General features: G+C 65.3%; 27 protein-coding genes and 1 tRNA gene. 9 read left to right on the top strand and 19 right to left on the bottom strand.

The window, feature by feature from the left end; genetic code table 11:
- Positions 1 to 108: 108 nt before the first annotated feature.
- The 4 genes from M0R89_RS11890 to M0R89_RS11875 all read right to left on the bottom strand — a co-directional run bounded on the left by M0R89_RS11890 (position 109) and on the right by M0R89_RS11875 (position 4,962).
- The gene (locus M0R89_RS11890; RefSeq protein WP_248649301.1) at positions 109 to 2,169 is read right to left on the bottom strand and encodes a DUF7827 domain-containing protein; all 2,061 of its coding nucleotides are present in this window, start codon (positions 2,167 to 2,169) and stop codon (positions 109 to 111) included.
- A 401-nt stretch (positions 2,170 to 2,570) separates the two neighbouring features.
- On the bottom strand, positions 2,571 to 3,332 hold the full coding sequence (locus M0R89_RS11885; RefSeq protein WP_248649300.1) for a VOC family protein: 762 nt from the start codon (positions 3,330 to 3,332) through the stop codon (positions 2,571 to 2,573).
- A gap of 91 nt (positions 3,333 to 3,423) precedes the next feature.
- Complete coding sequence (locus M0R89_RS11880) at positions 3,424 to 3,852, bottom strand: TIGR04206 family protein (RefSeq protein ID WP_248649299.1); 429 nt, start codon at positions 3,850 to 3,852, stop codon at positions 3,424 to 3,426.
- Positions 3,853 to 4,962: an OBG GTPase family GTP-binding protein gene (locus M0R89_RS11875; RefSeq protein WP_248649298.1), complete on the bottom strand. Its 1,110-nt coding sequence runs from the start codon at positions 4,960 to 4,962 to the stop codon at positions 3,853 to 3,855.
- Positions 4,963 to 5,217: 255 nt separating this feature from the next.
- Here M0R89_RS11875 and M0R89_RS11870 point away from each other — a divergent pair, with 255 nt between their 5' ends.
- Positions 5,218 to 5,706: a 50S ribosomal protein L11 gene (locus M0R89_RS11870; RefSeq protein WP_248649297.1), complete on the top strand. Its 489-nt coding sequence runs from the start codon at positions 5,218 to 5,220 to the stop codon at positions 5,704 to 5,706.
- Positions 5,707 to 5,959: 253 nt separating this feature from the next.
- Here the strand turns inward: M0R89_RS11870 and M0R89_RS11865 are convergent, their stop codons facing one another.
- On the bottom strand, positions 5,960 to 6,349 hold the full coding sequence (locus M0R89_RS11865) for a DUF7344 domain-containing protein (protein WP_248649296.1): 390 nt from the start codon (positions 6,347 to 6,349) through the stop codon (positions 5,960 to 5,962).
- A gap of 208 nt (positions 6,350 to 6,557) precedes the next feature.
- Between M0R89_RS11865 and coaBC the strand changes: the two genes are divergently transcribed.
- Positions 6,558 to 7,712: a bifunctional phosphopantothenoylcysteine decarboxylase/phosphopantothenate--cysteine ligase CoaBC gene (coaBC, locus tag M0R89_RS11860; RefSeq protein ID WP_248649295.1), complete on the top strand. Its 1,155-nt coding sequence runs from the start codon at positions 6,558 to 6,560 to the stop codon at positions 7,710 to 7,712.
- Between the two features lie 247 nt (positions 7,713 to 7,959).
- On the opposite strand, the gene mnhG is transcribed toward coaBC, so the two are convergent.
- The 7 genes from mnhG to mbhE are packed head-to-tail and all read right to left on the bottom strand — an operon-like array spanning position 7,960 to position 14,063.
- Positions 7,960 to 8,304 (bottom strand): monovalent cation/H(+) antiporter subunit G, encoded by a 345-nt coding sequence (mnhG, locus tag M0R89_RS11855; protein ID WP_248649294.1) that lies wholly within the window; start codon positions 8,302 to 8,304, stop codon positions 7,960 to 7,962.
- A gap of 2 nt (positions 8,305 to 8,306) precedes the next feature.
- On the bottom strand, positions 8,307 to 8,594 hold the full coding sequence (locus tag M0R89_RS11850; RefSeq protein ID WP_248649293.1) for an MrpF/PhaF family protein: 288 nt from the start codon (positions 8,592 to 8,594) through the stop codon (positions 8,307 to 8,309).
- A complete protein-coding gene (locus M0R89_RS11845; RefSeq protein WP_368408830.1) occupies positions 8,584 to 9,276 on the bottom strand; it encodes a Na+/H+ antiporter subunit E in 693 nt (230 codons plus the stop codon). The genes M0R89_RS11850 and M0R89_RS11845 overlap by 11 nt, the downstream gene beginning before the upstream one ends.
- Entirely contained in the window at positions 9,273 to 10,889 is a 1,617-nt protein-coding gene (locus tag M0R89_RS11840) for a complex I subunit 5 family protein (RefSeq protein WP_248649292.1), read from the bottom strand. Before M0R89_RS11840 ends, M0R89_RS11845 begins: the two co-directional genes overlap by 4 nt.
- Entirely contained in the window at positions 10,886 to 11,230 is a 345-nt protein-coding gene (locus tag M0R89_RS11835) for a sodium:proton antiporter (protein ID WP_248649291.1), read from the bottom strand. The genes M0R89_RS11840 and M0R89_RS11835 overlap by 4 nt, the downstream gene beginning before the upstream one ends.
- A complete protein-coding gene (locus M0R89_RS11830; protein ID WP_248649290.1) occupies positions 11,227 to 11,691 on the bottom strand; it encodes an MnhB domain-containing protein in 465 nt (154 codons plus the stop codon). Before M0R89_RS11830 ends, M0R89_RS11835 begins: the two co-directional genes overlap by 4 nt.
- A complete protein-coding gene (gene mbhE, locus M0R89_RS11825; RefSeq protein WP_248649289.1) occupies positions 11,688 to 14,063 on the bottom strand; it encodes a hydrogen gas-evolving membrane-bound hydrogenase subunit E in 2,376 nt (791 codons plus the stop codon). The genes M0R89_RS11830 and mbhE overlap by 4 nt, the downstream gene beginning before the upstream one ends.
- A gap of 155 nt (positions 14,064 to 14,218) precedes the next feature.
- On the opposite strand from mbhE, the gene hpt reads away from it, so the two are divergent.
- On the top strand, positions 14,219 to 14,785 hold the full coding sequence (hpt, locus tag M0R89_RS11820; protein ID WP_248649288.1) for a hypoxanthine/guanine phosphoribosyltransferase: 567 nt from the start codon (positions 14,219 to 14,221) through the stop codon (positions 14,783 to 14,785).
- A gap of 465 nt (positions 14,786 to 15,250) precedes the next feature.
- Here the strand turns inward: hpt and M0R89_RS11815 are convergent, their stop codons facing one another.
- From M0R89_RS11815 to M0R89_RS11805, 3 genes are all read right to left on the bottom strand, one after another.
- Positions 15,251 to 15,538: a hypothetical protein gene (locus M0R89_RS11815; RefSeq protein WP_248649287.1), complete on the bottom strand. Its 288-nt coding sequence runs from the start codon at positions 15,536 to 15,538 to the stop codon at positions 15,251 to 15,253.
- Between the two features lie 427 nt (positions 15,539 to 15,965).
- Positions 15,966 to 16,038, bottom strand: a tRNA-Arg gene (locus M0R89_RS11810).
- Between the two features lie 15 nt (positions 16,039 to 16,053).
- Positions 16,054 to 16,329, bottom strand: a complete 276-nt coding sequence (locus M0R89_RS11805; protein WP_248649286.1) for a Sec-independent protein translocase subunit TatA/TatB — start codon at positions 16,327 to 16,329, stop codon at positions 16,054 to 16,056.
- A gap of 322 nt (positions 16,330 to 16,651) precedes the next feature.
- On the opposite strand from M0R89_RS11805, the gene M0R89_RS11800 reads away from it, so the two are divergent.
- Complete coding sequence (locus tag M0R89_RS11800; RefSeq protein WP_248649285.1) at positions 16,652 to 17,125, top strand: redoxin domain-containing protein; 474 nt, start codon at positions 16,652 to 16,654, stop codon at positions 17,123 to 17,125.
- Between the two features lie 154 nt (positions 17,126 to 17,279).
- Positions 17,280 to 18,104 carry an HD domain-containing protein gene (locus M0R89_RS11795; RefSeq protein WP_248649284.1) on the top strand — a complete coding sequence of 275 codons (825 nt, stop codon included), beginning with the start codon at positions 17,280 to 17,282 and terminating at the stop codon, positions 18,102 to 18,104.
- Here M0R89_RS11795 and M0R89_RS11790 read toward each other — a convergent pair.
- The 3 genes from M0R89_RS11790 to M0R89_RS11780 all read right to left on the bottom strand — a co-directional run bounded on the left by M0R89_RS11790 (position 18,101) and on the right by M0R89_RS11780 (position 21,409).
- Positions 18,101 to 19,150 carry a PAS domain-containing sensor histidine kinase gene (locus M0R89_RS11790; RefSeq protein ID WP_248649283.1) on the bottom strand — a complete coding sequence of 350 codons (1,050 nt, stop codon included), beginning with the start codon at positions 19,148 to 19,150 and terminating at the stop codon, positions 18,101 to 18,103. The two genes, M0R89_RS11795 and M0R89_RS11790, sit on opposite strands and share 4 nt — an antisense overlap.
- Before the next feature lie 60 nt (positions 19,151 to 19,210).
- The gene (locus tag M0R89_RS11785; RefSeq protein ID WP_248649282.1) at positions 19,211 to 20,314 is read right to left on the bottom strand and encodes a glycosyltransferase family 4 protein; all 1,104 of its coding nucleotides are present in this window, start codon (positions 20,312 to 20,314) and stop codon (positions 19,211 to 19,213) included.
- Between the two features lie 87 nt (positions 20,315 to 20,401).
- Positions 20,402 to 21,409 carry a glycosyltransferase family 4 protein gene (locus M0R89_RS11780; RefSeq protein WP_248649281.1) on the bottom strand — a complete coding sequence of 336 codons (1,008 nt, stop codon included), beginning with the start codon at positions 21,407 to 21,409 and terminating at the stop codon, positions 20,402 to 20,404.
- A 331-nt stretch (positions 21,410 to 21,740) separates the two neighbouring features.
- Between M0R89_RS11780 and M0R89_RS11775 the strand changes: the two genes are divergently transcribed.
- Together M0R89_RS11775 and M0R89_RS11770 are read left to right on the top strand one after the other, a co-directional pair.
- Positions 21,741 to 22,016, top strand: a complete 276-nt coding sequence (locus M0R89_RS11775; RefSeq protein ID WP_248649280.1) for a ribonuclease P protein component 4 — start codon at positions 21,741 to 21,743, stop codon at positions 22,014 to 22,016.
- Between the two features lie 1,167 nt (positions 22,017 to 23,183).
- On the top strand, positions 23,184 to 24,458 hold the full coding sequence (locus tag M0R89_RS11770; protein ID WP_248652265.1) for an orc1/cdc6 family replication initiation protein: 1,275 nt from the start codon (positions 23,184 to 23,186) through the stop codon (positions 24,456 to 24,458).
- Positions 24,459 to 24,533: 75 nt separating this feature from the next.
- On the opposite strand, the gene M0R89_RS11765 is transcribed toward M0R89_RS11770, so the two are convergent.
- Positions 24,534 to 25,433, bottom strand: coding sequence for a bile acid:sodium symporter family protein (locus tag M0R89_RS11765; RefSeq protein WP_248649279.1), 900 nt, complete (start codon positions 25,431 to 25,433; stop codon positions 24,534 to 24,536).
- 87 nt (positions 25,434 to 25,520) lie between these two features.
- On the opposite strand from M0R89_RS11765, the gene M0R89_RS11760 reads away from it, so the two are divergent.
- Complete coding sequence (locus M0R89_RS11760) at positions 25,521 to 25,766, top strand: YhbY family RNA-binding protein (protein WP_248649278.1); 246 nt, start codon at positions 25,521 to 25,523, stop codon at positions 25,764 to 25,766.
- On the top strand, positions 25,766 to 26,653 hold the full coding sequence (locus M0R89_RS11755) for a mechanosensitive ion channel family protein (protein WP_248649277.1): 888 nt from the start codon (positions 25,766 to 25,768) through the stop codon (positions 26,651 to 26,653). The genes M0R89_RS11760 and M0R89_RS11755 overlap by 1 nt, the downstream gene beginning before the upstream one ends.
- Positions 26,654 to 26,843: the final 190 nt, after the last annotated feature.

The raw sequence follows: 26,843 nt of genomic DNA, 5'->3' as shown, positions 1-26,843 counted from the left end.
TAGTCGAACGAATGGTTCTACAACGACAGGTACCCGGCCGAGAAGTTACTACCTAAAGGCGTTCTTCGACCGTAGCTGGCAAAAAAGAGACGCGAATCGTGAACGACCTTATCGACTTCGCCGAAGCGCGAGTAGCGCCGCCGCGAGGAGTGCGACGAGCGCGACACCGATACCGAAGCCGGGGATGCCACCGCCACCGCCGCCCTCGGTGGTCGTCTCCGTCGTCGTTTCGGTGGTCTCCGTCGTCGTGGTCGTCGTGGTAGTCTCAGTCGTGGTCGTCGTGGTGGTTTCAGTCGTGGTCGTCGTTTCCGCCGCCGTGGTCGTCGTCTGCACGGCACCGCCCTCGACGACCATACCGTCGACCTCGGCGCTCGCACCGTTGGCCGTCGCGGAAACCGTGAGTTCGGTTCCCGGTTGCACGTTGCTAAAGTCGAACGGGGCCGAGAACGTTCCGTTCGAGGTGACCGTCGCCTGCGAGGTCCGGACGAACTGGTCGGACTGGACCTGCACGTTGAACGTGGTACCGGGAGCGATGCTGGTCTCCCCGGTGATGTTCGTCTCGCCGGACGGGACGGTGAGCACGTTGCTGGAGTTCAGGTTCGTGAACTCCAAGGTGCGCTCCACGACGCTGAAGGACGCGTTGGCCGTCTGAGTCTGGCTTACGAGCGGACTACTCTCGGCTATCTTGAACGAGGCCCGGTAGTCGTCACCGACCTCGATGTTGTTGGACTGCGTGTCGACGACGGCGAAGAACGTGTTGTTCTGCTCGTCGAAGTAGACCTTCTCGGCGGCAGAACCGTTGAAGAAGTTGCCGCGCGCGTTCGCGCCGGCGTTCGTCTGCGTGAAGTTCAGCGCGTAGGGGTCGCCCGTGCCGTTGTCGAGTTGCGCCTGACTGGTGAGGTTGCCGTAGAGACCGGAGGCGCTGACCTGTACGACCGCGAGGTCCTGCATGGCGATGGAGTCGTCTTGGGCGACGTTCTCGAGGAGTCCGCTGACCTCGTTCGGGAGGTTCGCAGTACTCGTCCGCGGATGGGTCCAGACCTGAGCGCCCGTGACGGACCCGTCTCGCAGGACGATTTGGGTCACGTCCTGCGTCGAATTACCGACGCCGACGGTCGTCTCGTAGGTGCCCGACGCGATGGGGTCACTGATAGCGCCCGGACTCAGGTTGCTCCCGGAGTAGACGCCTTGGGCGCCGTGCGTTCTTACAGCGTCTTCGCCCTCGGCGGTAACGAACGTCGTCGGGTCGGTGGCGCCAGCGGTCGCGTAGGTGTTGAAGTCGAGAGCGACCTGTCCGTCGGTGTTGTTGTCGTAGACGGTGAAGTTGGCCTTCCAGTTGACCGCGTCGCCGCCGATGGTGACAGTGGTACTTCTGGTATTGGTGAGATTCACGGTGAACGAAGCGTTGTCACCGCGCTGCTCCGAAATGACGCCGTCCGTCGCGAACGACGACTGGGCGCTGCCGCCTTCGGTGACGTTGATGTCCGCCGTGGCCGTCGCGCCGGTGTCGTTCACTTCGACGGTGAACGTGTAGTTACCGGCGTCGATACCGCTGAAGTTAGTGGCGAGATTCTCCGACTGGATGCTGTCGATAGCGATTCCGTCTTGGGTCTGAGTCGGCGACTGCGCTCCCTCGTCGAAGACGTTCTCTAGTTGACTCGGCGACAGACCGTCGGCGGTGACTGTCGCGTTATACCCTGCACGTCGGGAGTTGAGGGTGAGTTGAGTCGAGGTGTCGAACTGATTGTCCACCGAAGCGGCGTCGAAGGACGCGGTCAGGTTCTGCGACGCCACCGAGAAGTTCGCGATCAGGTAGTTGTTCTGCGCAGTCTGCAGACGGTAGTCACCTGAAAGTCCCGAAGTTTGCAGCGTAAGACCACCTGTGCCGTTGGTGAACACCTCTTTGGCGAGCTCGGTGGCGTCTCCGTCGCTATCGACCTGCATAACTTCGAGTTTCACGTTGTTTCCGACAGAACCGCTCTGTGCTTGGACGCTTTCGTCGTACTGGACGTCCTGCGACCGTACTGTCTGCCCTTGCCAGTAACGTTCGCCGTCGTTCAGGTCTGCCGCAAGGGCCGTCCCGCCGAACGCGACCGTGCCCGCGAACACGGACGCGACCAACGTGGCCGTCAAGAGAACGCTACGAATCTTGTGATTTGTCGTTGTCATGGTTTGAATCTGTTTGGAGTCGGCGACGGTAGTTTTCCCGGCGAGAGGACGCACAACCGCAGGAGCGCGAGTCGCTCGTACTCGCTACTGCCGCCATGGGTAGGGGTACGATTCAAAAGTTAGGCGCTATTTATAAGTGCCTTGTGGCGCGCTTATCGAGAAATCACCGGTTAGAACTCCCGTAATGCCCGGTTACGAGGATTTCACTCGGGATATTTCTCCGGTGGAACTACGAGCGTTCGGAAGTCGTAGAGTCCCCCGAAGTAAGTAGAGAACGGCGGCGTCACGTGGGACGAAACACGTCGCGAGACGGCCGCAGTACCGACGACGAGCGACCGAAAGCCGAGTCGGGCAGGATCCCGAACGGACCGCTGTCGGTAGAAAAGAGCCGGCGGAGGCCGCTATTCGTCGCGTTCCAGAATCTCGATTTCGTGACCGTCCGCGTCCTTCGTGAAGGCGTAGCGGTTGTCGCAGGACTCGGGGTCGCGGTAGTCCTCGGCGTCGCGTTCCATCAGTGTCGCCCAGTCGTCCTGCAAGTCCTCGGCGCGAACGGCGAGGTGTCCCCACGCCTCGCCCAAGTCGTACGTCCGGCCGTCGTAGTTGTACGTCAGTTCGACGGCCATCGCTTCGTCGGCCGCGCCCTCCGGCTTCATGAAGTAGTTTGCGAAGGTGTCGGACTCCCAGCGGCCGGTGTGTTCGTACTCCAGTTTCCGGGTGTACCAGCCGAGCGCTTCGTCGACGTCCTCGACGCGAATCATGGTGTGGTCGAGGCTCCAGCGCGCACCGTAGTCGCGTTCGACGATTTCGACCTCGTGGCCGTCGGGGTCCTTGACGAAGGCGTACGACCCGCCGCAGGAGTCGGGGTCGCGGTAGTCCTCGACGCCCTCGTCCATCAGTTGCTCGTAGGCGTCGTACACGTCGTCCACGCGCACGGCGATGTGGCCCCACGCGTCTCCCATCTCGTACGTTCGGTCGTCGTGGTTGTACGTGATTTCGAGGACCGCGCCCTCCTCGTGGAGGTCCTCGGGCCCGAGGTAGACGTTGGTGAAGGTGTCGGCTTCCCAGCGACCCTTCTCCTCGTAGTCGAGGTGGTCGCCGTACCAGTCGAGCGTCTCCTCCAAGTCCTCTACGCGCACCATCACGTGGTCGAGCGTGGCGTTCATGACGTTCGAAACGTTGGGTTCCGACACGAAAAGGGCACGGTTCCCGGAACCGAGTGCCGCACAAACGGGGTCGCGCGTACGCGTGAAAGATTTACCAAAGCGCGGTCCGGAGGTCCGACCAGTGGAACCACCACGCCGCGGTCCAGAGCAGGACCGACCCGACCGGAACCGCGAGCAACCCCGGTCGTGCCATTCCGAGGGCGAACCAGAGGTCGCTGATACCCGCCAGCGCGAGCAGACCGCCGGTCACGCGCCGGTCCTCCCAGTTCGGTTCGAGCGTGCCCAGAAGTGCGTTCCCGACAGCGAGGAGGTAGAGCAGGACCGCGACGGGCCACGCGAGCAGTCGGTTCGGGAGTCCGCGCGTGTACACCAGCAGGTAGTCCCAGAGGATCGTGACGTGAATCGGGTCGAGCGACGCCAACCCCCACGCGAAGACTAAATCGCCGGAGGCGAGAACGGTCCACGGGAGCGCGGCGAGCGCGAGTAGCGCGACCGGTCGCCGAAAATCGAGGTCGGCCATTCACTTGCGAACGACGAGTCGAAGCACGTCCTCGTCGGCGAGTTCGTGTTCCGTGCCGACCTGCTGCTCGTCGTGCTTGGCGCTCGGCCCGCTGACGCGGGCGAACCGGAAGCGGTCTTCGAGTTCACCGCCGAGTTTCCGGGCGGCGTCGCCGACGGTCGACCCCTGTTTCATCACCAGCGGTTCGTCGCGGTCGACGCCGCGGCCGGGCTTGTCCATGTAGATTCGCATGAGGCCGAGTTCCTCCCAGATGGTCTGCTTGAGCGAGTCGAGTCCCTTCTCCTTCTGGGCGGAGATGAAGATGGCCTCCTCGGGGTCGATGCCGTGGTCGCGCAGTTCCTCGTTGACGGTCTCGACGTAGTCGGGTTCGATGAGGTCGACCTTGTTGACCGAGACGATGGAGGGGATGTACTCGCGGTTGTCCATCACGCCGTCGACGAGGCGGTCGACGTCCAACTGCTCGCGGATGGTCACGTCGGCGTTGACGTAGCCGTACTCCCGGAGGACTTCCTTGACCACGTCCTCCGAGAGTTCGAGGTCGACGCTCGACGTGACGCGGATGCCGCCTTTGCCCTTCTTCGAGATTTTGACGCTGGGCGGCTCTTGGTCCAGCCGAATCTTGTTCTCGTAGAGTTCCTTCCTCAGACGCTCGTACTGGTCTATCTCGAAGACCGAGAGGACGAACACCACGAGGTCGGCCGCGCGCACGACCGACAGGACCTCCTGTCCGCCGCCCCGGCCGTGGGCCGCGCCCTCGATGAGACCCGGCACGTCGAGCAGTTGGATGTTCGCGCCGTTGTACTGCAACATCCCGGGGTTGACGTTGAGGGTCGTGAACTCGTAGTCCCCGACCTCGCTCTCTGCGGCGGTCAGCGAGTTGAGCAGCGTCGACTTGCCGACGCTGGGGAAGCCGACGAACGCGACGGTCGCGTCGCCGTGCTTCTCGACGTGGTAGCCTTCGCCGCCGCCGGCGGAGGACTGGTTCTCGAGTTTCTCCTTCTTCTCCGCGAGTTTGGCCTTCAGCCGCCCGATGTGGCTCTCGGTGGACTTGTTGTACGGCGTCTCGGCGATTTCCTCGCGGAGGTTCTCGATTTCTTCCTCCAGTCCCATTAGCAGAGAGTGGGCCGTGCGCGCCGAAAAAGCCTTTCTTTCTTGGCAGTCCCCCGACCCTCTGCGAGCGAGAGTACGACGGTGGCGGGCTGGAACGGCCGCCGAGAACGCCCGCCGAGAGAGGACGACGGGATTGGGCGACCCAGAGCGAACGGCCGGGTGCGGTCGACTCCGTGTCAGCGAGTGTCTCGACTCGACGCTTCCGGACGACTGACTTAGCAAGTCTTAAAACCGCTCCGGAGTGTTCGTTTAGGTATGGCTGAGACGATAGAAGTACTCGTCCCCGGCGGGCAGGCGGACCCCGGTCCGCCTCTCGGTCCCGAACTCGGACCGACGCCGGTCAACGTACAGGAGGTCGTCAACGAGATAAACGACCAGACGGAGGCGTTCGACGGTACCGAAGTCCCCGTGACCATCACAGTCGAAGACGACGGTAGCTTCGACATCGAAGTGGGCGTCCCGCCGACGGCGGCGCTCATCAAGGACGAAGCCGGGTTCGACACCGGAAGCGGCGAACCCCAGAAGGACTTCGTCGCGGACCTCTCCATCGACCAGGTCCGAACCATCGCCGAGCAGAAGTCTCCCGACCTGCTCGCGTACGACACCAAGAACGCCGCGAAGGAGATAGTCGGCACCTGCGCCTCGCTCGGCGTCACCATCGAGGGCGACGACGCCCGCGAGTTCAAGGAGAAGGTGGACGCAGGCGAATACGACGACGTTCTGCTCGGCGAAGCGGAAGCGTAACGAGACGAGACTCGGAAAACAAGCGGAGCGAGTTTTCCGGCGTGCTTCCGGAAGAAACCCGAACGTAGACCGCGGTTCTTTTCACTTCCTGCTTCCCGCGTTTCGACAGCGACGGGTCGGTCGCAGACGGTTGGGTCCGTCGGTCGTAGATGGGGGCAATTCGTCCGTCGTGACGAGCGTGTTCACTGCCGACTGGACGGAAGAAGACGAGAAACACCGGCAGTCACGCCACCGACCGACGACGCTCGGACGCTCAGATTTCGAGGGCGCGTTCGAGGTTGGAGGTTCGGGCGGCCCGAACCAGTCCCGGTTCGCGTTCGCTGGTCCGCTCTAAGAACGGGTCGAGGCCGTCGGTGGTTTCGGCGAGTTCGACGGTCCCGGCCTCGCGGTCGTACTCGACGACGCCAGCGTCGACCAGTTTCGGGAGGTGCGCGTGGGCGAGCGACGTCTCGACGGTCGCGGGGTCCGGCGACTCGTCGCCGTCGGCGGTTTGCCACGCCGCGATACGACGGGCGAGTTCGGAGACCGAGGTCCGGCCGTTTCGCTTCACCGTGTAGATGACACCCCGGCGTCGGGCGTCACGGAGGAGGTCGAAAGCCGCGCTTACGTCGTTGATGTTCTGGGTTCCGGTTTGCTCCGACATACATGCATCTCCTGGGTCCGGGGGTACATTAACCGAGGCGACGGTCCCGTCAGTTTCGACGGTCGCGTTCCGACCGTTGCAACTGTTTCAATGTGTGCTTACTGTTTTTTAATGTACCCTGCTCACCCGGTCGGGCGACGGAGGGTCGCGCCGACTCGTCGGCCGCAACCCGTACTGCTTTAACCTATCAGGAACCGAACGTCGAACAATGCTCGCGGGAGTCAACGTCGCGCTCGGGGTGACCGGTAGCATCGCGGCGGTCAAGGTAGTCGAGTTGGCCCACGAACTCCGCCGGCGGGGCGCGTCGGTCCGGGCGGTGATGACCGAAAGCGCTCGGAGCATCGTCCATCCGTGGGCGGTCGAGTTCGCCACCGACAGTCCGGTCGTGACCGAGATCACCGGACAGGTCGAACACGTCGAGTTGTGCGGCCGCGAGGGATGGGCCGACGTACTGCTCGTCGCGCCCGCGACCGCCAACACCGTCGGCAAGATGGCGGGGGCCATCGACGACTCGCCCGTGACCACCTGCGCGACCACCGCGCTCGGGGCGGACGTGCCAGTCGTCGTCGCGCCCGCGATGCACGAACCGATGTACGACCACCCGGGCGTGCTCGACGCCATCGACCGCGTGGAGTCGTGGGGCGTCGAGTTCGTGGACCCGCGAATCGAGGAGGGGAAGGCGAAGATAGCCACCGAGGACGCCATCGCGCTCGACGTCGCGCGCGCCACCTCGCCCGACCGGTTCGCGGGCGCGAACGTCGTCGTCACCAGCGGTGCGACGAGCGAACCCGTCGACCCAGTGCGAGTCCTCTCGAACCGCGCTTCGGGCAAGACCGGCCGGGCGGTCGCGCGCGCCTGCTACGCGCTCGGCGCGGACGTGACGTTGGTCCACCGGGGCGAGGACGTTCCCTACGCCGAAGTCGCCGAAGTCGAAACCGCCGCGGAGATGACGGAGGCGGTCCTCGACCGCGTGGAGGGCGGGGCCGCGGACGCGCTCGTCTCGGCGGCCGCCGTCTCGGACTACACCGTCGAGACCGCCGACGAGAAGATTCGCTCCGGGCAAGACCTGACCCTCGACCTGACGCCGACTCCGAAACTCATCGACGCCGCGCGAGACGCCGGCGACCTCCCCATCGTCGGGTTCAAGGCCGAAACCTCGGGCGACGACGAGGCGATGGTCGCCGCGGCCCGGGAGACGCTCCGGCGCGCGGACCTCTCGTTCGTGGTCGCCAACGACGCCAGCGTGATGGGCGACGACCGGACTCGGACGCTGTTCGTCCGCGAGAACAGCACGCGCGAGTACGAGGGGAGCAAGGACGAGTTGGGGTGGCGGGTCGCCGAGCAGTTGGCCGAGGAGTTGTAGCGCAATCGGATTTTCGACCTCGGCGCGCGCTGAACTGTTTTCGGCGCTCGCGAGGTGCCGTGCGGTCGCGGTGCGATACGGTCGTTGTCGGCAGTAGCTAGCTTCTCGTCGGAGTCCCGATTCACCCGCCGAAACCAACAACCGGACCCCGACTCGTCCGACGCGACAAGCAATCAGAGCTAGCTTAGACAAATATAGAGATGTCTCTTACACCACTATATCCGCGTCAAAGAAATCTACGTCCGAGTCAGTCCGACCGAGACTCGTCCGGTTCTTCGGGCCACTCGGCCTCCTGCCCGTAGAACGGCACGCCCATCTTGTGGGCCGACCGCGAGATGAGGTGCGCGCCGGTCGGCGCGGTCACGAACAGGAAGACGATGCCGACCAGCGAGGTCAGGCCCGCGCCCTGCGGGCCGTAGTAGACGAACCCCGCGAACAGCATCGACGAGGCCCCCAGCGTGGCCGCCTTACTGCTGGCGTGCATCCGGTTGTACACGTCGGGGAACCGAATCAGGCCGATGGTGCCGACCAGCAGGAAGAAGGTCCCGACGGCGACGAGCGCGGCGACGACGAGTTGGTGAATCGCGTTCATGGTTATTCGATGATGTCTCCCTCGATGACGTACTGACTGACCGCGATGGTGCTGATGAACCCGATGATGGCGAGGACGAGGCTCACCGTGACGAACAGGCCGCGACCGGTGGCGAGCGCGAACAGCGCCGCGATGGCGACGACGTTCGTGCCGATGGTGTCGAGCGCGACCATGCGGTCGGGGACCGTCGGCCCCTTGATGACTCGGTAGCCCGCGAGCAGCGTGACCGCGGCCGCGAGTATCAGTCCGGCGTTCACGACCGGTTGCAGGAGCGCGGCTTCACTCGCCATCGGACTCACCTCCCGCGTCCCGCTCGGAGTCGTCGCGCTCGGCCTGTGGACTTCCGGCAGACTCGCTTCGCTCGTCTGCCGACGTTCGAGACTCGCGTCTCTCGCCGCCGTCGGTGCGACCGTCGGCGCGGGGCACGCCCGGAACCTCGGGCACCGGGTCGCCGGGCTTGCGGTCCTCGTCGAAGATGACCAGCGCGTAGTCCTCCCACGCGCGGATGGGTTCGAGAACCGCCTCGCGGTTCCGACCGGTGATGCCGTGGACGTACAGCGTGTTGGTCTCGTCGTCGTAGTCCATGGTCAGAGTGCCGGGAGTCAGCGTGATGGAGTTGGCAATCGTCGTGATGGCGGCGTCGGTCTCGACCCGGAGCGGTACGACCACCACGTCGGGTTCGAGGGGCATGCTCGGCGAGAGGACGCGGTAGGCCACGTCCACGTTCGCGGTCGCCAGTTCCTTGAGGAACAGCGCGACGTAGAGGCCCGCGTAGGGGAGCGCCCGGAGGTTGCGCACGAGCGCGGTCTCCTCGGTGTAGAACCGCCGGAACGCGAACGCGACCGGCAGTCCGAACGCGAGACCGATGAGGAACTCGCCGACGACGGTGGCCGGGTCGAGCGCCACACCGCGGACGAACAACCAGAGGACCGCCAGCAGGACGCCGACGACGGGCCACTTCCGGGACGTCACGCGTGACCACCTCCCCCGGAGCTTTCGACGCCGCCGAGGACGGTGTCGACGTACTCCTGTCGGTTCAGCGCGGCGTGTGCGCCCGCCTCCGCGGCGCGCATCACCACGTCGAAGCCGACGCCGAGCACCGCGATGGCGACGGCCAGCGCGACCACGACCGCGACCAGCGTGAACCGGGTGTCGCCGTGCTGGACGAGCATGGAGGGTTCACCCCAGAAGCCGCGGTTCCACGCCCGCGAGAAGTACGCGATGGTGAGTATCGCGCCGAACAGCGCGACCGGCAGCCCGAGGCCCGACTCCGTCCGACCGGCCGCGTCGAAGACGAGCATCTTCCCGAAGAAGCCCGAGAGCGGCGGGATGCCGACGAGCGCGATGATGCCGACGAAGAACCCGCCCGAGAGCCACGGCGCGGTCTCCGAGAGACCGCCGAGGTCCGGGAACTGCTCGGTGCCGACCGCGTCGTACACCGCGCCGCTCGCCATGAACAGCAGACTCTTCGCGAAGCCGTGGTTCAGGGCGTAGACCAGCGCGGCCGCGACGCCGAGGACCCGAACCTCCGGGTCGGTCGCCGTCGCCGCGATGGCCAGCGGCAGGACGATGAACCCGACCTGTCCGATGGAGGAGTACGCCAGTAAACCGTCGAGGTCGTCGCGGCCGACCGCGCCCAGTCCGCCGACGACGATGCTCGCCCCGGCCATTACGAACAGAATCGGGCCGTAGAACGCCAGCAGGGCGCTCTCGCCCTCGGGGACCGAGAGGCCGGGCAGCGACAGGCCGGAGAAGGCCGCGCCAGCGAACACGGTGAAGTAGACCCGGATGATGGCGTAGACGCCGACCTTCTTGACGACGCCCGCGAGCATCGCCGACACCGGAGCGGGCGCGGCGCGGTACGCGGCGGGCACCCAGAACTGGAACGGCGCGAGTCCGGCCTTGAGCGCGAAGACGGCGAACAGGAGCGCCGAGAGACCGAGGACGGGGGCGACCGAGAAACCGCCGAACGCGGCGGGGTCGGCCACGCGCCGGGAGAGGTCGGCCATGTTGAGCGTCCCGGTGGTCGAGTAGAGGCCGCCGATGGCCAGCAGCATGACCGCGCTCCCGACCAGATTCAGGACGACGTACTGGAGCGCCGCGCGGGTGTGTTCCGGACCGCTGTAGAACACCACGAGGACGTAACTCGACATCAGCATCACCTCGAACCAGACGAACAGGTTGAAGATGTCGCCGGTGAGGAACGACCCCGTGACCCCGACCAGCATGAAGTGGTAGAGGGGGTGGTACGAGACGCGCTGGCCGAAGGTGTCGACGTACGCCGACGAGAACACCAGCGCGGCGAGCGCGATGACCGCCGAGAACGCGAGCATGAACGCCGACAGCGAGTCGGCGACCAGCGTGATTCCGAACGGTGCCTGCCAGCCCGACACTTGATAGCTGTAGACGTTCGTCGCGCCCAGCGGGTCCACCTCCGAGACAAGCCACGCGACGGCCCCGAGGTAGCCGAGGCCGCCGAGCAGGCTGAGCGTCACCTGCGCCCGGCCGAACCTGCGGGTCAGCAGGGTGGCTATCGCCGTGACGAGCGCGACCAACAGCGGTGCGATAACGAACTGTCCGCTCATGCCTTCTCACCCAGTTCGAGCAGGTCGATGGTTCCGTGTTCCTCGTATACCCGGTAGGTCAGCACGAGCGCGAACGCGGTCGTGCCGAAGCCGATGACGATGGCGGTCAGCACGAGCGCCTGCACCAGCGGGTCGGTGACGTGGCCGCCACCGCCGTGCCCGCCGTGGGCGAGGACGGGGACGCTCCCCGAGAGACCGCCCATCGTCACGAGGTAGACGTTCGCCGACTGGCTGATGATGGTGACGCCCCAGACGACGCGCACGATGTCGCGGCGCAGGACGAGGAAGGTCCCCAGCGCGAAGAGGACGCCGAGGACCCCCGCGAGGACGAACTGGGTCATTCGGTTCCCACCACCGCGAGAATCGTGAGGAGCGCTCCGACCACGACGAAGTAGACGCCGAGGTCGAACGCCAGCGCGCTCGCGACGTGCAGTTCGCCGTAAACGGGCAGGTGGTGCAGGACCCAGTAGTCCTGGAGGAGGAAGTTTCCGCCGAACAGGAGCGGAACCAGCCCCGCGACCGCGGCGACCGCCAGTCCGAGTCCGAACGCGAGCTGATAGTTCCCGACGATGCCGTGCTGGATGGACTCTATCAGGACCTCGCGGTTCTGGTGGAGCAGTTCCTCCTCGAGGTAGTTCAGCCCGTAGATGATGTATATCAGCGCGAACGCCGTCACCGTCAGGACTCCGCCGATGAAGCCGCCACCGGGGAGGTTGTGGCCCTGCAGGAGCAGGGCGACGGCGGTCACGAGGATTATCGGTACCACTGTGCGCGTGACCGTTCGTGCGATGACCGTACTCATTGAGTCTCACCTCGTTCGCGCATCGCGACCAGCGTCAGCACCGAGAGGGCGGCCATGGCGACCACAGAAATCTCGCCCATGGTGTCGAACGCCCGGAAGTCCACGAGGATGACGTTGACGATGTTGCCGCCGCCGCCCTCGGGGACCGCCCGGTTCACGAACTCCTCGGCGATGCCGTCGGCGGGCGTGGCCGCGGTCGAGACCAGCACGGTCACGAACACGGTCGCGCCGACGACCGCCGAGAGCGCGCCGTCTCGAATCATCTTCCCGCGGCCAGCGTTCCCGTAGAACGCCGGGAGTCTGTCGAGGACCAACAGGAAGATGACCAGCGTGAGCGTCTCGACGACCAACTGGGTCAGCGCGAGGTCCGGGGCCGAGGCGAGGACGTAGAACACCGCGACCATGAACCCCAGAATCGAGAGCGTCAGCACGCCCGAGATGTGCGAGGGCGCGATGGACACCGCGACCGCGCCGACGATGGCTATCAGCAGGACGAGGACGATGGGCAGCGTCATCCCCTCCGCGAGGGCGAACTCGGGGAGCGTGACGCCCGACGCGGCGTAGCCCGCGAGCGTGAGCGCCGCGACGGTGGCGAGCGCCCACGTCGCGTAGGTCCGCAGTAGACCGTTCTGGACGGTCTCGGCGACGGTGTCGCTGAAGTCGTTCGCGCCGAAGACCGTCGAGTCGTAGTACCAGTTCGCGCGCAGGAGGTTCACGTCGGTCAGTCGGTTCACGCCCCGGTGGAGTCGCCCGTAGAAGGGGTAGGCCGCCGCGCCGAGTACGATAGTCACCGCGCTCATCGCCGCGGCGGGTGTGAGGTGGGTCGGGACGTGGTAACTGAAGCCGCCATGGAGGTCGGCGTCCGGCGCGACCGTGCTGGCCCAGACCTCGGTGACGAAGTGGTCGAACGGCTCGAAGTGGAAGCCGAACGTGCCGAGGACGCCGCCGAGGCTGACCAGCGCCGCCAGAATCCCGAGCAGGAGCGGCGGCGCGAGCATCGCCTTCGGCGGCGAGTGGACCTTGTGGAGGCCCGTGGGCTTCTCGCCGAAGAACAGCATCAGGAACCGAATCGAGTAGAGGAACGTGAAGACGCTCCCGAAGACGGCGACCGCGGGGTAGAGCCACGCGAGACCGCCCGCGTGAGCGGCGGCCTCCCACGCGGCCTCGAACAGGAGTTCCTTCGAGTAGAAGCCGTTGAACGGCGGCACTCCGGCCATCCCGAGCGCCGCGACCGCCGTAATTCCCGCGGTGATGGGCAGGTCCTCGCTGAGACCGCCGAGATTCTCTATCTTCCGCGTCCCGGCCTCGTGGGCGATGATGCCCGCGACGAGGAACAGCGCGGCCTTGAACGTCGCGTGGTTGATGATGTGGAACGCGCCGGTCTCGCCGCCGAGGTCCGAGACGAATCCGAACCCGGCCACGATGAGACCGAGGTGGCTGGCGGTCGAGTACGCCAGCAGTTCCTTGATGTCGGTCGCGCCGACCGCCAAAATCGCGGCGACGGTCATCGTCGTGAGGCCGAGAATCGCGAACGCGAGTTCCCACTCGTGGCTGACCAGCACGGGCCGGAAGCGCCCGAGCAGGTAGACGCCCGCCTTGACCATCGTCGCCGAGTGGAGGAACGCCGAGACCGGGGTGGGCGCCTCCATCGCGTTCGGCAGCCAGATGTGGAGCGGGACCTGCGCGGACTTGGCGGCCGCACCGACCCCGATGAGACCGAGGACGGGCAGGAACAGTCCGGCCTGTCGGAGTTCCTCCTGCACGAGTTCGGGGTTCTCAAGCATGTAGACGATGCTGAACTCGCCCGTGACCGCGTGGAGCAGCAGGAACCCCACGAGCATGAACAGGCCGCCCGAGACGGTGATGAGCATCGACTTGCGGGCGGCGTACTGCGAACTCTTCTGGCGCTGGTAGTGACCGATGAGGATGAACGACGAGAGACTGGTCAGTTCCCAGAACACGAACAGTGCGATGAGGTCGGCGGCGAACGCCACGCCGAGCATCGACCCCATGAACGCGAGCAGCGCCGCGTAGTACTTCGGCTGGCCCGGTTCGCCGTGCATGTACCCGCCCGAGTAGGTCAGGATGAGCACGCCGACGCCGCTGGCGAGGAAGCCAACGAGCAGCGAGAGGCCATCGACGTAGAAGCTCACCGAGACTCCGAGCGAGGGAATCCACGGGAAACTCACCGTTCCGTGGGTGCCGTACTGGCTGGCCACGAGTCCGAAGCAGGCCAGCGCGACCGCGGCCGCGTAGTACGCGGTGCGCTCGCCCAGCGCGCGGTAGACGAGCGGCACCAGTGCCGCGGCGACGAACGGCAGGAACACGACGGCGAGGACCGCCGACGCTGCCGGGTCCGGTGTCGGTTGCACACCCGAGAGTGACTTCGGACCGGACTTAACAGTTCTCAAATCGGGGTCGGACGCAGAATGGTCTCGGCTCGGAACCGCCCCGTCCACATCGATAACCACCCGCAAAGCGCCGCGCGATACCGTCACCTTTTATTCCCGTGTCGAGTACCCCCGACATGGATAAGCTGAAGCAGTCTCTGCTCGACGCGCCGATCATCGAGAAAGACGGCTATCACTACTTCGTCCACCCCATCAGCGACGGGATTCCGGTTCTCGAACCCGGACTGCTCCGAGAGATCGTCATCCAGATTATCCGGAAGGCGGAGTTGGAGGACGTGGACAAAATCGTCACGCCCGCGGCGATGGGCATCCACATCTCGACCGCCGTCTCGCTGATGACCGACATCCCGCTGGTCGTCATCCGCAAGCGCGAGTACGGACTCGACGGCGAGGTCGCGCTCTCCCAGCAGACCGGCTACTCCGAGAACGAGATGTACGTCAACAACGTCAACGAGGGCGACCGCGTCCTCCTGCTCGACGACGTTCTCAGCACCGGTGGCACGATGAAGGCCATCACGGAAGCGCTCGAACACATCGGCGCGGACGTGGCCGACGTGGTCGCGGTCATCAAGAAGGAAGGACCCAACGAGTTGGACGACACCGACTACGACGTGAAGACGCTCATCAACGTGGACGTACAGGACGGCGAAGTCGTCATCACGGACGAACACGGCGACGGGTAGGTCTCCGACGAGAGCGTCTCGACGCGTTTCGGTTCGCGTCCCCGTTCCGGTTCCTTGCAATTTTCTTCCCGTCTACTGATAGGCGGTCTCACGAGTCGCTGAGCCGCGACTATCCGAGTACTAACAGGATATTCGAGAAACCACTAGCCGGAGCGGCGAGAGGACGGAAACCGGGGATTTCGGCAGGCTTCGATGGATGAGAATCCCTGCCGCGTGTGTATGTGTATGATTATCCGAGTACATTGATATTCGACCGGTTCCAAGGGAGAATTACGATGTACACAGTCTCTCAGACTCGGACTGGACGCACAGCCTCCGACGTGAAGAACGGCCGAACCCACCGACGCAAGACGCAGTTCGCGTTCCTATAGTCGGCACCGATTCGACGCTTTCGAGCGACGAAACGAAGCGCAGAACTCGGCTTTTTCGGACGATGTACGGAAGTAGAAGCGAGACGCCGAGCGGTCAGTCCGAGCGCAGCGTCCCGAACGCCGCCACGCGGACGAGGAGGCCGTTCGACGGCGACGGCGAGCGCAACAGCGCGATGCCCGCCCAGAGCATCCCGGTCAGGAACGACCCGGACGCCGAGAACCCCATCCCCATGCTGTAGAAACTCGCGCCGTAGACGACCCCGATGGCGGCCGACGGCAGACTCGTGCCGAGCGGAATCCGCGCGGTGTGGTCCTTGAGGGTCGGCGCGAGGAAGACGATGGAGAAGACGCTTCCCACGAGGAAGACCAAATCTTGCCACATTACGCTACCACCTGCGTCGAGAGTGGTACAGTCATCACTACTCTGTAGAGGCGTCACGGGTGTAACGCTGGTCGGTATATCTATACGTCCGGTCGGCGACCGGGGGTTCGATAGCTAGCGCTGCGGTTCGGTGTCGCGGTTCACGGGTCGCCGACGTCGACCGTTACGCCTCCGCTCGGACGTCGTTCTCTCCGGACGCTACACGCAACGCTCTCGGTCTCGCGTTGCTCGACACGAGAGCGGTGACGGGACCGAGCAAACGCGGTTTGTTTGCGAGGGTCGTCACGCCCGCGAAGCTGAGCGAAGCGAAGTCGAGCGGGCGTGACGGGATTCGAACCACGGTCGGACCCGCTCACTCCGCTACGCGCGACCTCCCTGCTTCGAATCCCTCGGCCCGTTTTCACGCTCGCTGGCGCTCGGCGGAAAACGGGCGTGACGGGATTCGAACCCGCGGTCAGAAGGTTAGGAACCTCCTGCCCTATCCACTAGGCCACACGCCCCGCAAAAGAGGTGAATTATTCGTTACTGGCGTCGGTGGTGCCGGTGTCCGTCTCCGTCTCGGTCACCGGCTCGGTGTCGGTGTTGAGCGACTCCGTGCCGCCCTCCTGCATCTCCTGGAGTTCTTCTTCGACTTCCTGACGCCCCTTCTTGAACTCGCCCATCGCCTCGCCGGTCGAGCGGGCGAGTTTCGGAATCTTGTTCGCGCCGAACAGCAGGACGGCGATGAGGAGGATAACCATCATCTCCATCCCGCCCGGCACGGGTCCGAACAGTGGAATCATCTGTACCATCTCTACCTGAGGATAACTGATTCTAAACTATAGGCTTTTTGCTCGTTGTGCGACGCCGGGAATCGGCCGAACGCGTCCGCACCGAGCGACGCGCGGGGTTTCCGAGACGGTGGCCGGAAATCCCGCGGTCAAGCCGACGCCGCGTCGAGACTCCGGACTCGTCGCCGTCCGTTTCGGTCCGTCGCTGGCCGTCGTTGTCCGTCGTCGGTTTCGTCCCGCTCATCCGCAGATGTCGGAAGAGAACGAGATGGGCCACGAAACGAGGAACCGCCTGCGGGATTCGGAACTGTCTTTTCGCCGACGCACGAACGTCCGGGTACACATGGTCGAAGTCGGAGACACCGCACCGGATTTCACCGCACCGCTCGCGAACGGCGACGTCGAGGAGTTCACCCTCTCGGAGAACCTCGACGAGGCACCCATCGTCCTCGCGTTCTTCCCCGGCGCGTTCACCGGGGTCTGCACCACCGAGATGGCCACGTTCGAGGAGAACCTCGACGACTTCGAGGACGCGACCGTCTACGGCGTCAGCGTGGACGCGCCGTTCTCGCTCAACGAGTTCCGCGACCAGCAGGACCTCAGTTTCGGTCTCGTCAGCGACTCGAACAAGGAGATAATCGACGACTACGACGTCGAGATGGACTTCGACGACATGGGCTACTACGGCGTCGCCAAGCGCGCGGTCTTCGTCGTGGACGACGACGGCGAAGTCGCGTACGAGTGGGTCAGCGACGACCCCGGCGTCGAACCCGACTACGACGAAGTCGTGGACGCCGCGACCGAAGCGGCCGAGTAATCGAGAGTCCGTCCGCGGACTCTTCCGTCGGACTCGCTCCGAAATTTACCGAATTCGCTCGTGAGAGAGTCGTTCGTCTCGGGCGAATTCGCGGTGGCCCGCGGACCGAAACCCGCGGCCGAGGGCTTTTTCTGCTCGGGCACGACTATCCGGTATGAGCGACACCGACGCCGAGGAGTCCGACGACAGTCGCACCTACGACCCCGACGCCGAACACGCCTTCCCCGACCACCGCCTCAACGAGGTGCTGGCGTTCGTCCGGGACGACCCCGAGATACAGACCTACCTCGACGCCCAGAACGTCAACCCGGTCGTCCGGAAGGGGTACAACGACCACGGGCGCAAGCACATCTCCATCGTCCGCAACCGCGCGCTCGGCCTGTACGACCTGCTCAAGCGGGGCGGCGTCGAGTTCAACGGCGCGTCCGAACAGGGTCTCGACGAGGCCGACGAGAGCGTCATCGTCGCGCTGGCGGCGACCATCCACGACATCGGTCACGTCGTCCACCGCGACGAACACGCCTACTGGTCGATTCCGCTCGCGGCCGATCTGCTCGACCGCATCCTCCCCCAGTTCGACTTCTACGGCACCGAGGAGGTCGTCCGGGTCAAGGGCGAGGTCCTCCACGCCATCCTCTGTCACCACACCGAGGAGGACCCGCTCACGACCGAGGCGGGCGTCGTCCGAGTCGCCGATGCCCTCGACATGGAGAAGGGTCGCTCGCGCATGCCCTACGAGAAGGGCGGCCGAGGCATCGACACCGTCTCCAGTCAGGCCATCCAGCGCGTCTCGCTGATGGCCGGCGACGCCGTGCCCGTTCTCGTCGAAATCGAGATGCTGAACGCCGCGGGCGTCTATCAGGTGGACAACCTGTTGAAGGCGAAACTCCGCGATTCGGGGCTGGAGAACGACATCCGCATCGTCGCGGTCAACATCCGCGACGGCGAGAACAATCTGGTCGAGCGGGTCGAACTCTAAAACGACACCTCGAAGCGCGCGCCGCGGTTCGGCCCGGACGCCGACGTCTCCGGGCCGCCGTCCGACTGAACTTTTCGGGGGCGCCCCTCGTCGCCGTCGCCGACGCTCTCGGTTACGCGGACCGACCAGCCGTGAGCGTCGACGACCTGTTTCACGATGGCGAGACCGAGACCTGTCCCGTCGGCGGTGGTCGAGTAGTTGGCCTCGAAGACCGCGTCGCGGTCGGCCGACGGGACGCCGGGGCCGTCGTCCTCGACGTAGAACCCGCCCTCGAACGCACCGACCGTCACTGTGGTCGCACCGTGTTCTACCGCGTTCCGGAACAGGTTCTCGAAGACGTGCGCCAGCAGACTCGAATCGGCCGAGAACGCGGCCGACTCCGCGACGGATAGCGCGGCGTCTCCCGTCTCGACCTGCTGCCACGCGCTCTCGGCGCACGCGTCCAGTTCGACCGTCCGCGCGTCGCCCACGGGGTCGTCGGCCGCCAACACCAGCGCGTCCTCCACGATGGCCTCCATTCGTTCGAGCGACCGGACCAGAATCTCGGCGTCTTCGCCGTCGAGGAGTTCGGCACGGCCGAGCGCCACGTTCAGCGGGTTGCGGAGGTCGTGACTCAGCACGCTCGTCACCGTTTCGAGTCGGTCGTTCTGGGCCGCGAGTTCCAATTCAGCGCGCTTGCGCTCGGTGACCTCGTGGTGGTGGACCAGCACGTACGACTCGGCGTCGTGGACGAACGTGACGGCCCGCATCGTGAACCACCGTCTCCGGTCGGGCGAGTGGCAGGGGTACTCGACGGAGACCGCTTCGCGTTCGCCCTCGACCAGCGACCGAATCGCCTCGCCCGTCCGGACCGCCTCCTCGTCGTTGCTCGCGTCACAGACGGTCAGGTAGTTCTGCCCGACGTGGTCGCGGTCCACGCCGCTCGCCGCCCCGAACTCGCGCCACGCCCGGTTCGTCGCGAGGATGCGACCCGACCGGTCCAGCACCGCGGCTTGGCCCGGAAGCGCGTCGAAACCCGCGCCGAGGGTGGCATCTGAGATAGTCATGCTTTTAGCTGGGTCCGCTACGTCTTATAAAGTACGGAATATGTCAGCGTCGGCGGCCGATTACCGGATGCGGTCGTACACGTCCCGCAACTTCTCGACGGCGTGTTCGACGCTGACCTCGTCGCGGCGCGCCAGACACCGCTCGCGCAGGTCGTCGCGGTCGGTCAGCGTCCGGCGAATCGCGGCCCGGAAGTCGTCGATGTTTCCGCTCTCGTAGTGGTAGCCGGTCTCTCCGTCGTCGATGGTGTCGGCCAGCGCGCCCGCGTTCGCGCCCACGACGGGCGTCCCGCAGGCGTTGGCTTCGAGCGCGACCAGTCCCTGCGTCTCGACCGGACTCGGGAACGCGAAGGCGTCGAGCGCCGAGTAGAACGCGGGCATCTCCTCGCGTTCGAGGAAGCCGAGGAACCGGGCGTCGGCGCCGAGGTCGCTTGCTTGGGCCTCCAAGTCCTCTCGGGCCGGGCCGTCGCCGCCGAAGACGACCGTCACGTCCATGTCGGCGGCGGCCGCGACCAGTTCCGAGAGGCGCTTCTCGTAGCCGTGTCGCCCGGTGTAGCCGACGAGGGGTCGGTCGTCCCGGAGGTCGTGGCGGGCGAGAAAGTCGTCGGTCTCGACGGGTTGGAACCGTTCGGTGTCGATACCGTTCGGTACGACCTCGACGTCCGTGTCCACGCCGACCTCCTCAGTGAGATGGTCGCGGGTCGCCGACGAGGGCGCCAGCACCGCGTCGGCCCGGCCGTAGAACCACCGCTCGTAGGCCTCGGAGACCCGCCCGACCAGCGACGCGACGGAGTCGGTCGGCGAGACGTACGCGGCGTACTCGCGAGTGGGAGTGTGGTACGAAGCCACCAGTGGCACGTCCGTCTTCCGGGCGAGTCGCAGACCGCCGAGACCGATGTTGAAGGGCGTGTGAGCGTGGACGACTTCGGCGTCTCTGACCGCCGCGGGCACCTTCGGCGTCCCGAGTCGGAAGCCGTCGTAGAAGGGAAGCGGGAGGCTCCCGACCGGATGCTCACCGTCGCTCGGTCGGTGACCGTCGGCGTTGGGGTAGACCACGTCCATGCGGCCGCCCGCTCGTTCCCACCGCTCGCGCCACGACGCGATGGTGTAGGTCACGCCGTTGACGGTCGGCAGGTAGGTGTCGGTGAACGCGGCGACCCGTTCCATTGTTGGCCTCTTTGGCAACCGGTAGTTAAGTCCTTTTGAAGTCCGCTCAGGGTCGCACGTCGGGGTCGAACCGTCGAAAGCGGACCGTCACGCCAATCTTCGGTACAGCGACACGAGGTCGTCGCCGACGGCGTCGAGTTCGAACTCGCGGCTCTTCGCGGCGGCGTTGGCACCCAACTGCTCGCGCAGGTCGGGGTCGCGCAGGCGGTCGAGGTTCGCGGCGAAGTCCGTGACCGCGCCGCTCGCTTTCAGGCAGTGGGTGCCATCTTCGAGCCACTCGTAGGTCGGAATGTCCCGGATGACCAGCGGCTTACCACAGGACATCGCTTCGAGCAGCGCGATGCCCTCGTTCTCGTTCTTGCTCGGCCAGAAGAACACGTCGCCCGCCGCGAACGCGCCTTCGATGTCCTCGACGTAGCCCGTGAACTGGCAGTTGTCGGGCGCGCTCTCGACGAGTCGCTTGGTGTCCCTGCTCTTGAGGAACCGGTCGAGTTCGCCGCCCGCGGGGTTGAGGTAGCCGAACCAGACGAAGTCGAGGTCGGGCATCTCGCGGGCGGTCTCGACGAATGCCTCCAGTCCCTTGCGCTTGATGACGTGGCCGACGTTGAAGACCACCGGCGGGTCGAGGTCGTAGCGGTCGAGGTATTTCTGCCGGAGCGACTCGTCGTCGTGGCCCTCGACCTTCGCGGGGTCGAACCCGTTGCTGATGACGGTCTTGGGCGCGTCGGCGTACGCCTCGACGACCCGCCGGTTGTGTTCGGAGGGACAGACGAGGTGGTCGGCCAGCGAGTAGGCGTACCGGAGGTAGGGCTTCATCGGTTTGGCGAGGGCGTTCGAGAACGCGAAGCTCTCCTCGAAGTCCTCGGCGGTCTGGTGAGTGTGGACGAGGACCGGGACGCCAGCGCGCCGGGCGCGCTTGGCGTAGTAGAGCGACTTCGGGCCCATGTTGTTGAGGTGGAGCAGGTCGGCGTCGAGGGTCGGTTCGGCGGTGTACTCGATGCCGTGGCGGTCCAGTATCTTGCGCTGGTTGTCCACCGACTGGGCGTGGCCGCCCGTGATGTACTCCTCCCACTCGAAGTAGTGGCTCACTCGCATTGTCGTCTCTCGGGTGCAGATTCGAAGACGTCGGTTCGGCGGCCGTACAGCCCTGTCACTGTCCGAGCGATGCGTCGGCCCCGACAAAACCCTACCGGAACGGAGCGACCACGCCGAACGGCGACGCGAACGAGTCGACGTCCGGTCGAAGGTGGTCCTCGTTTCAAATAATGGCATCATTTCATATCCTCTGCCGAGAAATCAGTTCCATCGAGTGAAAACCAAAAACTATATTATCCACTCCGAGAATTGGCCCCATGGGGCAACACAGGAACCTTCTATCCTTGTCCTGTCTCGCCCCGGAAACCCCCACCCCCCATTCCCATACTTCATGACGATAGCTCAAGAGCGCATCGAGCGACTCGCTTCGCTCGCCCGCGAGGCCGCCGCGGAGTGTCACGACGACCGCGCCAGAGACTACGTTCGACTCGCGCGTCGGTTGGCCGAGCGCAACCGACTCTCGCTTCCCACGGAGTTCAAGCGCTTCACCTGCGACGCCTGCGACGTTTACCTTCGACCGGGAAAGAACGCCCGCGTCAGGCTACAGGACGGCCACGTCGTCGTCACCTGCGACTGCGGCGAGCAAGCCCGGTATCCCTACGAATGAGCGCGCTCGCGGAGTCGGCACGCCGGGGTAGCACGTGGGTCGGCGACGAACGCGTCCGAGTGTGACCGCGTTCGGCGACTCAACGGGGAGGGACACCTCTATCGATTTGTAATCGAAACAGGAAGAGAGTCAGTCACACACCTCTATCGAAGTGTTCTATCGGATTTCAGTCGTGTAGCGTTCGGCGCGCCTCCCCGGCCGGGGACACGTCTATCGAAGTGTAGCGAACGACGGCGATGGACGGAGAGACACCTCTATCGAAGTGTTCCGGCGTTCGGTGCATTCGACCGTCCGACGGAGAGTTCTGGTCGCTTAGTCTTCGCTCGGCTATCTCGATTCTACCGTTTCACCACGTCCCACTGGTACTCCCCATCACACTACGTTCCACTGTCATTCAACCCTACATCACGTATCACCACTTTCTCGATTCGCCTTCGTCTTCACGGCACTCCGAACTACGGAACACATCGAACACTTCGATAGAGGTGAGTGGGAGGTCTCTCTAGAAGGGGATACGAACAGGTAGATAGAACCCCGGAACGCATCGAAACCACGTCTAGTCCGAGATTCCGAACGTGAACTCCGAATCGACCGTAATCGGACGGCCTCCCACCCACCGTCCCTCCCCGAACACTTCGATAGAGGTGTCTCTCTATTGGACGTAAATCCACAATCAGTGGCGAGAAAGTGACGTTCCACTCGACACGAACACTTCGTCAACACCCCCCGAAAAGCCGAGCGCGTAGCACTGAACCGCGAGAATACGCTATCGTCGGTGAACCTGGAGGCGGAATACACATCGATAACGGCAAGGTTTAATGGGAGGACCGAGACGCCCGTAGCATGGATTCCGACGCCTCAGTTGGAGATACCGAAGAGGGGGACCCTTCTCTCCGCGACGACGAGGCCGATTCGCTCTCCACGGACCCGAAGGACAAGGCGGTGGACGCGGGCGACCCGGAGAAAACGGTCAAGTCGGGTGACACTGCCGAGCGAGCAGCGACGGTCGGTTCGGACGAGGCGATCAGTTCGGGCGGGACGGGCCGTTCAGACGAGACACTTGATTCGGAAGAGAACGTCGAGCAGAGCGAACCACTCGAACCGGGGGAAACGCTCGAACCGGAGGACGCAGTCGCCCCCGGCGACGAGTCGAAGTCCATCGAGGAGATGCTGCTGGACTTCGACGAACAGCAGTCGCTCATCCGGAATCGGTCGCTGCTCAATCCGAACGAGGTGGTAGAGGAGGAACGCATCGTCGGCCGCGACGAGCAGTTGACGCAGGTGACGAAGATGCTCCGGGTCGCAATCGGCGACAACCGGCCGCCGAACCTCTTTCTCTACGGGCCGTCGGGCACGGGGAAGTCGCTCATCATCAATGCGGTGTGCGAGAACATCGGCCGCCTCTGCGATAGCCGGGGGATTCGGTTCGGCGTCATCGAGATGAACTGCCAAGACATCGGTACGCTCGGGTCGGCCGTCTACGAACTCGCGATGAAGGTCGCCGACGAAGCGGGCGTTCCGCTGGAAGTGCCACAGCACGGCGTCTCGACCAAGGAGAAGTGGCGGGAACTCTACCGACTGGTCAACGAGAACTACGACACGGTCGTGTTCGTCCTCGACGAACTCGACATGCTCGTCGGGCGGCGCGACAAGGACCAACCCGCGTTCTCGCGACTCCTCTACCAGCTCTCGCGGGCCGGGTCGAGCAACGACATCACCGCGCAGGTCTCCATCGCGGCCATCACGAACGACACGAAGATGCTCGAATCGGTCGGGAGTCGGGCGCTGAGTTCGTTCACGCCCGAGGACGTCCACTTCGACGACTACGACGCCAACCAACTCCGCGCGATTCTCCGCCATCGCGAAGACGCCTTCCGAGACGACGTGTTGCAGGACGACGTGATTCCGCTCGCGGCCGCGTTCGCCGCCCAGAACCACGGCGACGCCCGCAAAGCCATCGACCTGATGCGCGTGGCGGGCGACCTCGCGGAACGCGAGGGCGCCGACCGGGTCGCCGAACAGCACGTCCGGAAAGCCCAAGACAAGGTCGAGCGCAACCGCGTCCTCGAAGTGACGCGGGGCATCAGCACCCAGAAGAAGCTCTGTCTCTACGCGACCGCCGCCGTGGCGAACGAGGCCGGGAACAGTTCCGCCCGGAGTACGACGGGGTATCGGGTCTACTGCTTCCTCACCGACGCGCTCGACGCCGACCAGTACCACCAAGAGACCTACGTCAACAAGATGAAAGAGCTGACGACCTACTCTATCGTGGAGTCCGAGCGCAAGAGCCACGGGCCGTCCTCAGGGATGTTCATCGAGTTCACGTTTAACGAACAACCCGCGACCATCATGGAGACGCTCGGCGAGGACTCGCGTCTCGGCGACCTGTCGAGCGACGAGGTGACGGCGGTCGTCCGCGCGCAACTCTCGACGGGCGGATAGCGTCGAACAGTTTCTCGCGGCCGCCCGAGTGCTGCCCCAGCGACGCCCCACCGCCGCCCAGCCACGACGCCGAAGCTACTCGGCGAACCGCCGGGCGAGAAACGCGCTGGTCGCCATCTCCACGATACCGAACAGCACGGCCGGGAGCGACGCGCTCGCGGGGAACCCCGCGGCGGTCACGAGCGCCGCCGCGACCGCGAAGTCCCGCATCCCGACCGAGAGGGTGCTGGCGACGCGAACCGGACCGTCCGCCGACAGCGTGCCGACCCATCCGAGCGCGTAGCCCGCGAGGTTGACCGCGAGCGCGCCGACCCCGACCGAGAGGAGTAGACCCGTCTCGCCCCGAATCAGGTCGGCGTTCGCCGCGGTGACGCCGCCGATGATGACGACCACCATGACCGCCGAGACGGTCGTGTAGTACTCGTCGTACCGGCCGACGCGGTCGGTCCATCGCGTCCGCGCACCGACCGCGACTGCCATGGGAGCGACGACCGCGACCGCCAGACTCTCGGCGATGCGCCAGCCGTCGATTTCGAGGCCCGCGCCGAGCAGCGCCGCGACCGCCAGCGGCGTGAACAGCGTGCTTCCGACGCCGATGATTACCAGCGCGGTCGAGGCGAGCGCGGTGTCGCCGTCCGCCAGCGCGGTCATCGTCGGCGTCACCAGTTCGGGCGTGACCGCGCCGAGCAGGACGAACCCCGCGGTCAGACCGGGCGAGAGACCGAGGGCGCGGGCGACGCCGAACGCGACCACCGGCATGGCAGCGTGGCCGAGGAGGATGCGGGCGAGTGCCGACCGGTCCACCGACAGGAACCTCGACGCCGAGAGCGTCAGCGAGACGCTGCCGACCATGACCGCGAGAATCGGGGTCGAGAATCGGACGATGGCGGCGAGTTCGGGAACCGCCACCCCGAGCGCGACCGCCAGCAGCACCCACCCGAACAGATAGTCGTCCACGAGACGCGTCACCCTCATCGAGCGGCGATTGGGCCACGCCCGTCAAAAGGCCGCCGACCGTGCCGGTGCAAGCCCTTTAAGGCGGTTGGCTTCCCAAACGGAACCATGACCGACGAAGACCTCCGAAAGCAGGCCCACGACCTCGACGTGACCGTCTGGGTCGGCAAGTCCGGAATCGACGCGGTGACCGACGAACTCGCCGACCAACTCGCCGACCGCGAACTCGTGAAGGTCAAGTTCCTCCGGGCGGCCCGCGGCGGCACCACGACCGACGAACTCGCCGAGGAACTCGCCGAGCGAGTCGACGCCGACCTCGTCGAGACGCGAGGGAACACCGCGGTGCTGCACTGATGGTCGAGGCGCTACCGTTCTTGGAGCGTCTCCTCGGCGACACGGGCTACGCGCTGGCCGTCACCCAGGCGCTCTACTTCGTCGTCTCGTTCGTCGCCATCTACGTCATCGGCCGTCTGACCGTGATTCCGCTCGCCGGGCGGTTCCTCGACCGGCGCGACCTCGACAACCACGCCAAGAAACCGCTGGTCAAACTCACGAAGTTCGCCGTCGTGTTCGTCGCGGTCACGGTGGCGTTCGGGTTCGCCGACTACGGAAACTTCCTGACCGCGCTGGCGACCATCGCGGCCGCGGCGACCCTCGCCATCGGGTTCGCCATGCAGGACGTCATCGCCAACTTCGTCGCCGGCGTGTTCATCTACACCGACAAGCCGTTCAAAATCGGCGACTGGGTCGAGTGGGACGGCGGGAACTACTCCGGCGTCGTGGAGGACATCGGTCTGCGCGTGACCAGAGTGCGCACCTTCGACAACGAACTGCTGACGGTGCCAAACTCTCAACTGACCGACGGCGTCATCAAGAACCCCGTCGAGGGCGACCGACTCCGCCTGAAGTTCCTGTTCGGCATCGGTTACGACGACGACATCGACCGCGCGACCGAGATTATCGTGTCGGAGGCCGAGGCCCACCCCGACATCATGGACGACCCCGCGCCCTCGGTCCGACTCACGGAACTCGGGGACTCGTCGGTTGGCCTCCAGTCGCGCATCTGGATTTCCGACCCCTCCCGGGGCGACTACGTGAAGACCCGCGGCGAGTACGTGACCGGCGTGAAAGAGCGATTCGACGCGGAGGGAATCGACATCCCGTACCCGAACCGGACGCTGGAAGGCGGACTCGAACTGACGAACGTCGAGACGACGGTCGAAGCGACCGGCGACGACTGAGGCGACCCGCGCCGTTCTGTTTCTCCGTGACCGCGACCGCGCACCGCCAGCGTCGGCGACGGCGGCGGTGACGGCGATAGTGGCGGCATGGCGAGGGTGACGACATGGCGACGGCGGTCACGCACCGAAAACGACAGCGGCCGACGCCGCACCGATTCAAGGTAGAAGGGCAACTTATAAAAGTTGGATT

Source organism: Halorussus limi (genome assembly GCF_023238205.1).
GTDB lineage: Archaea > Halobacteriota > Halobacteria > Halobacteriales > Haladaptataceae > Halorussus > Halorussus limi.
Note: the sequence above shows the minus strand (reverse complement) of the source record. Positions and strands in the feature narration are given on the sequence as shown.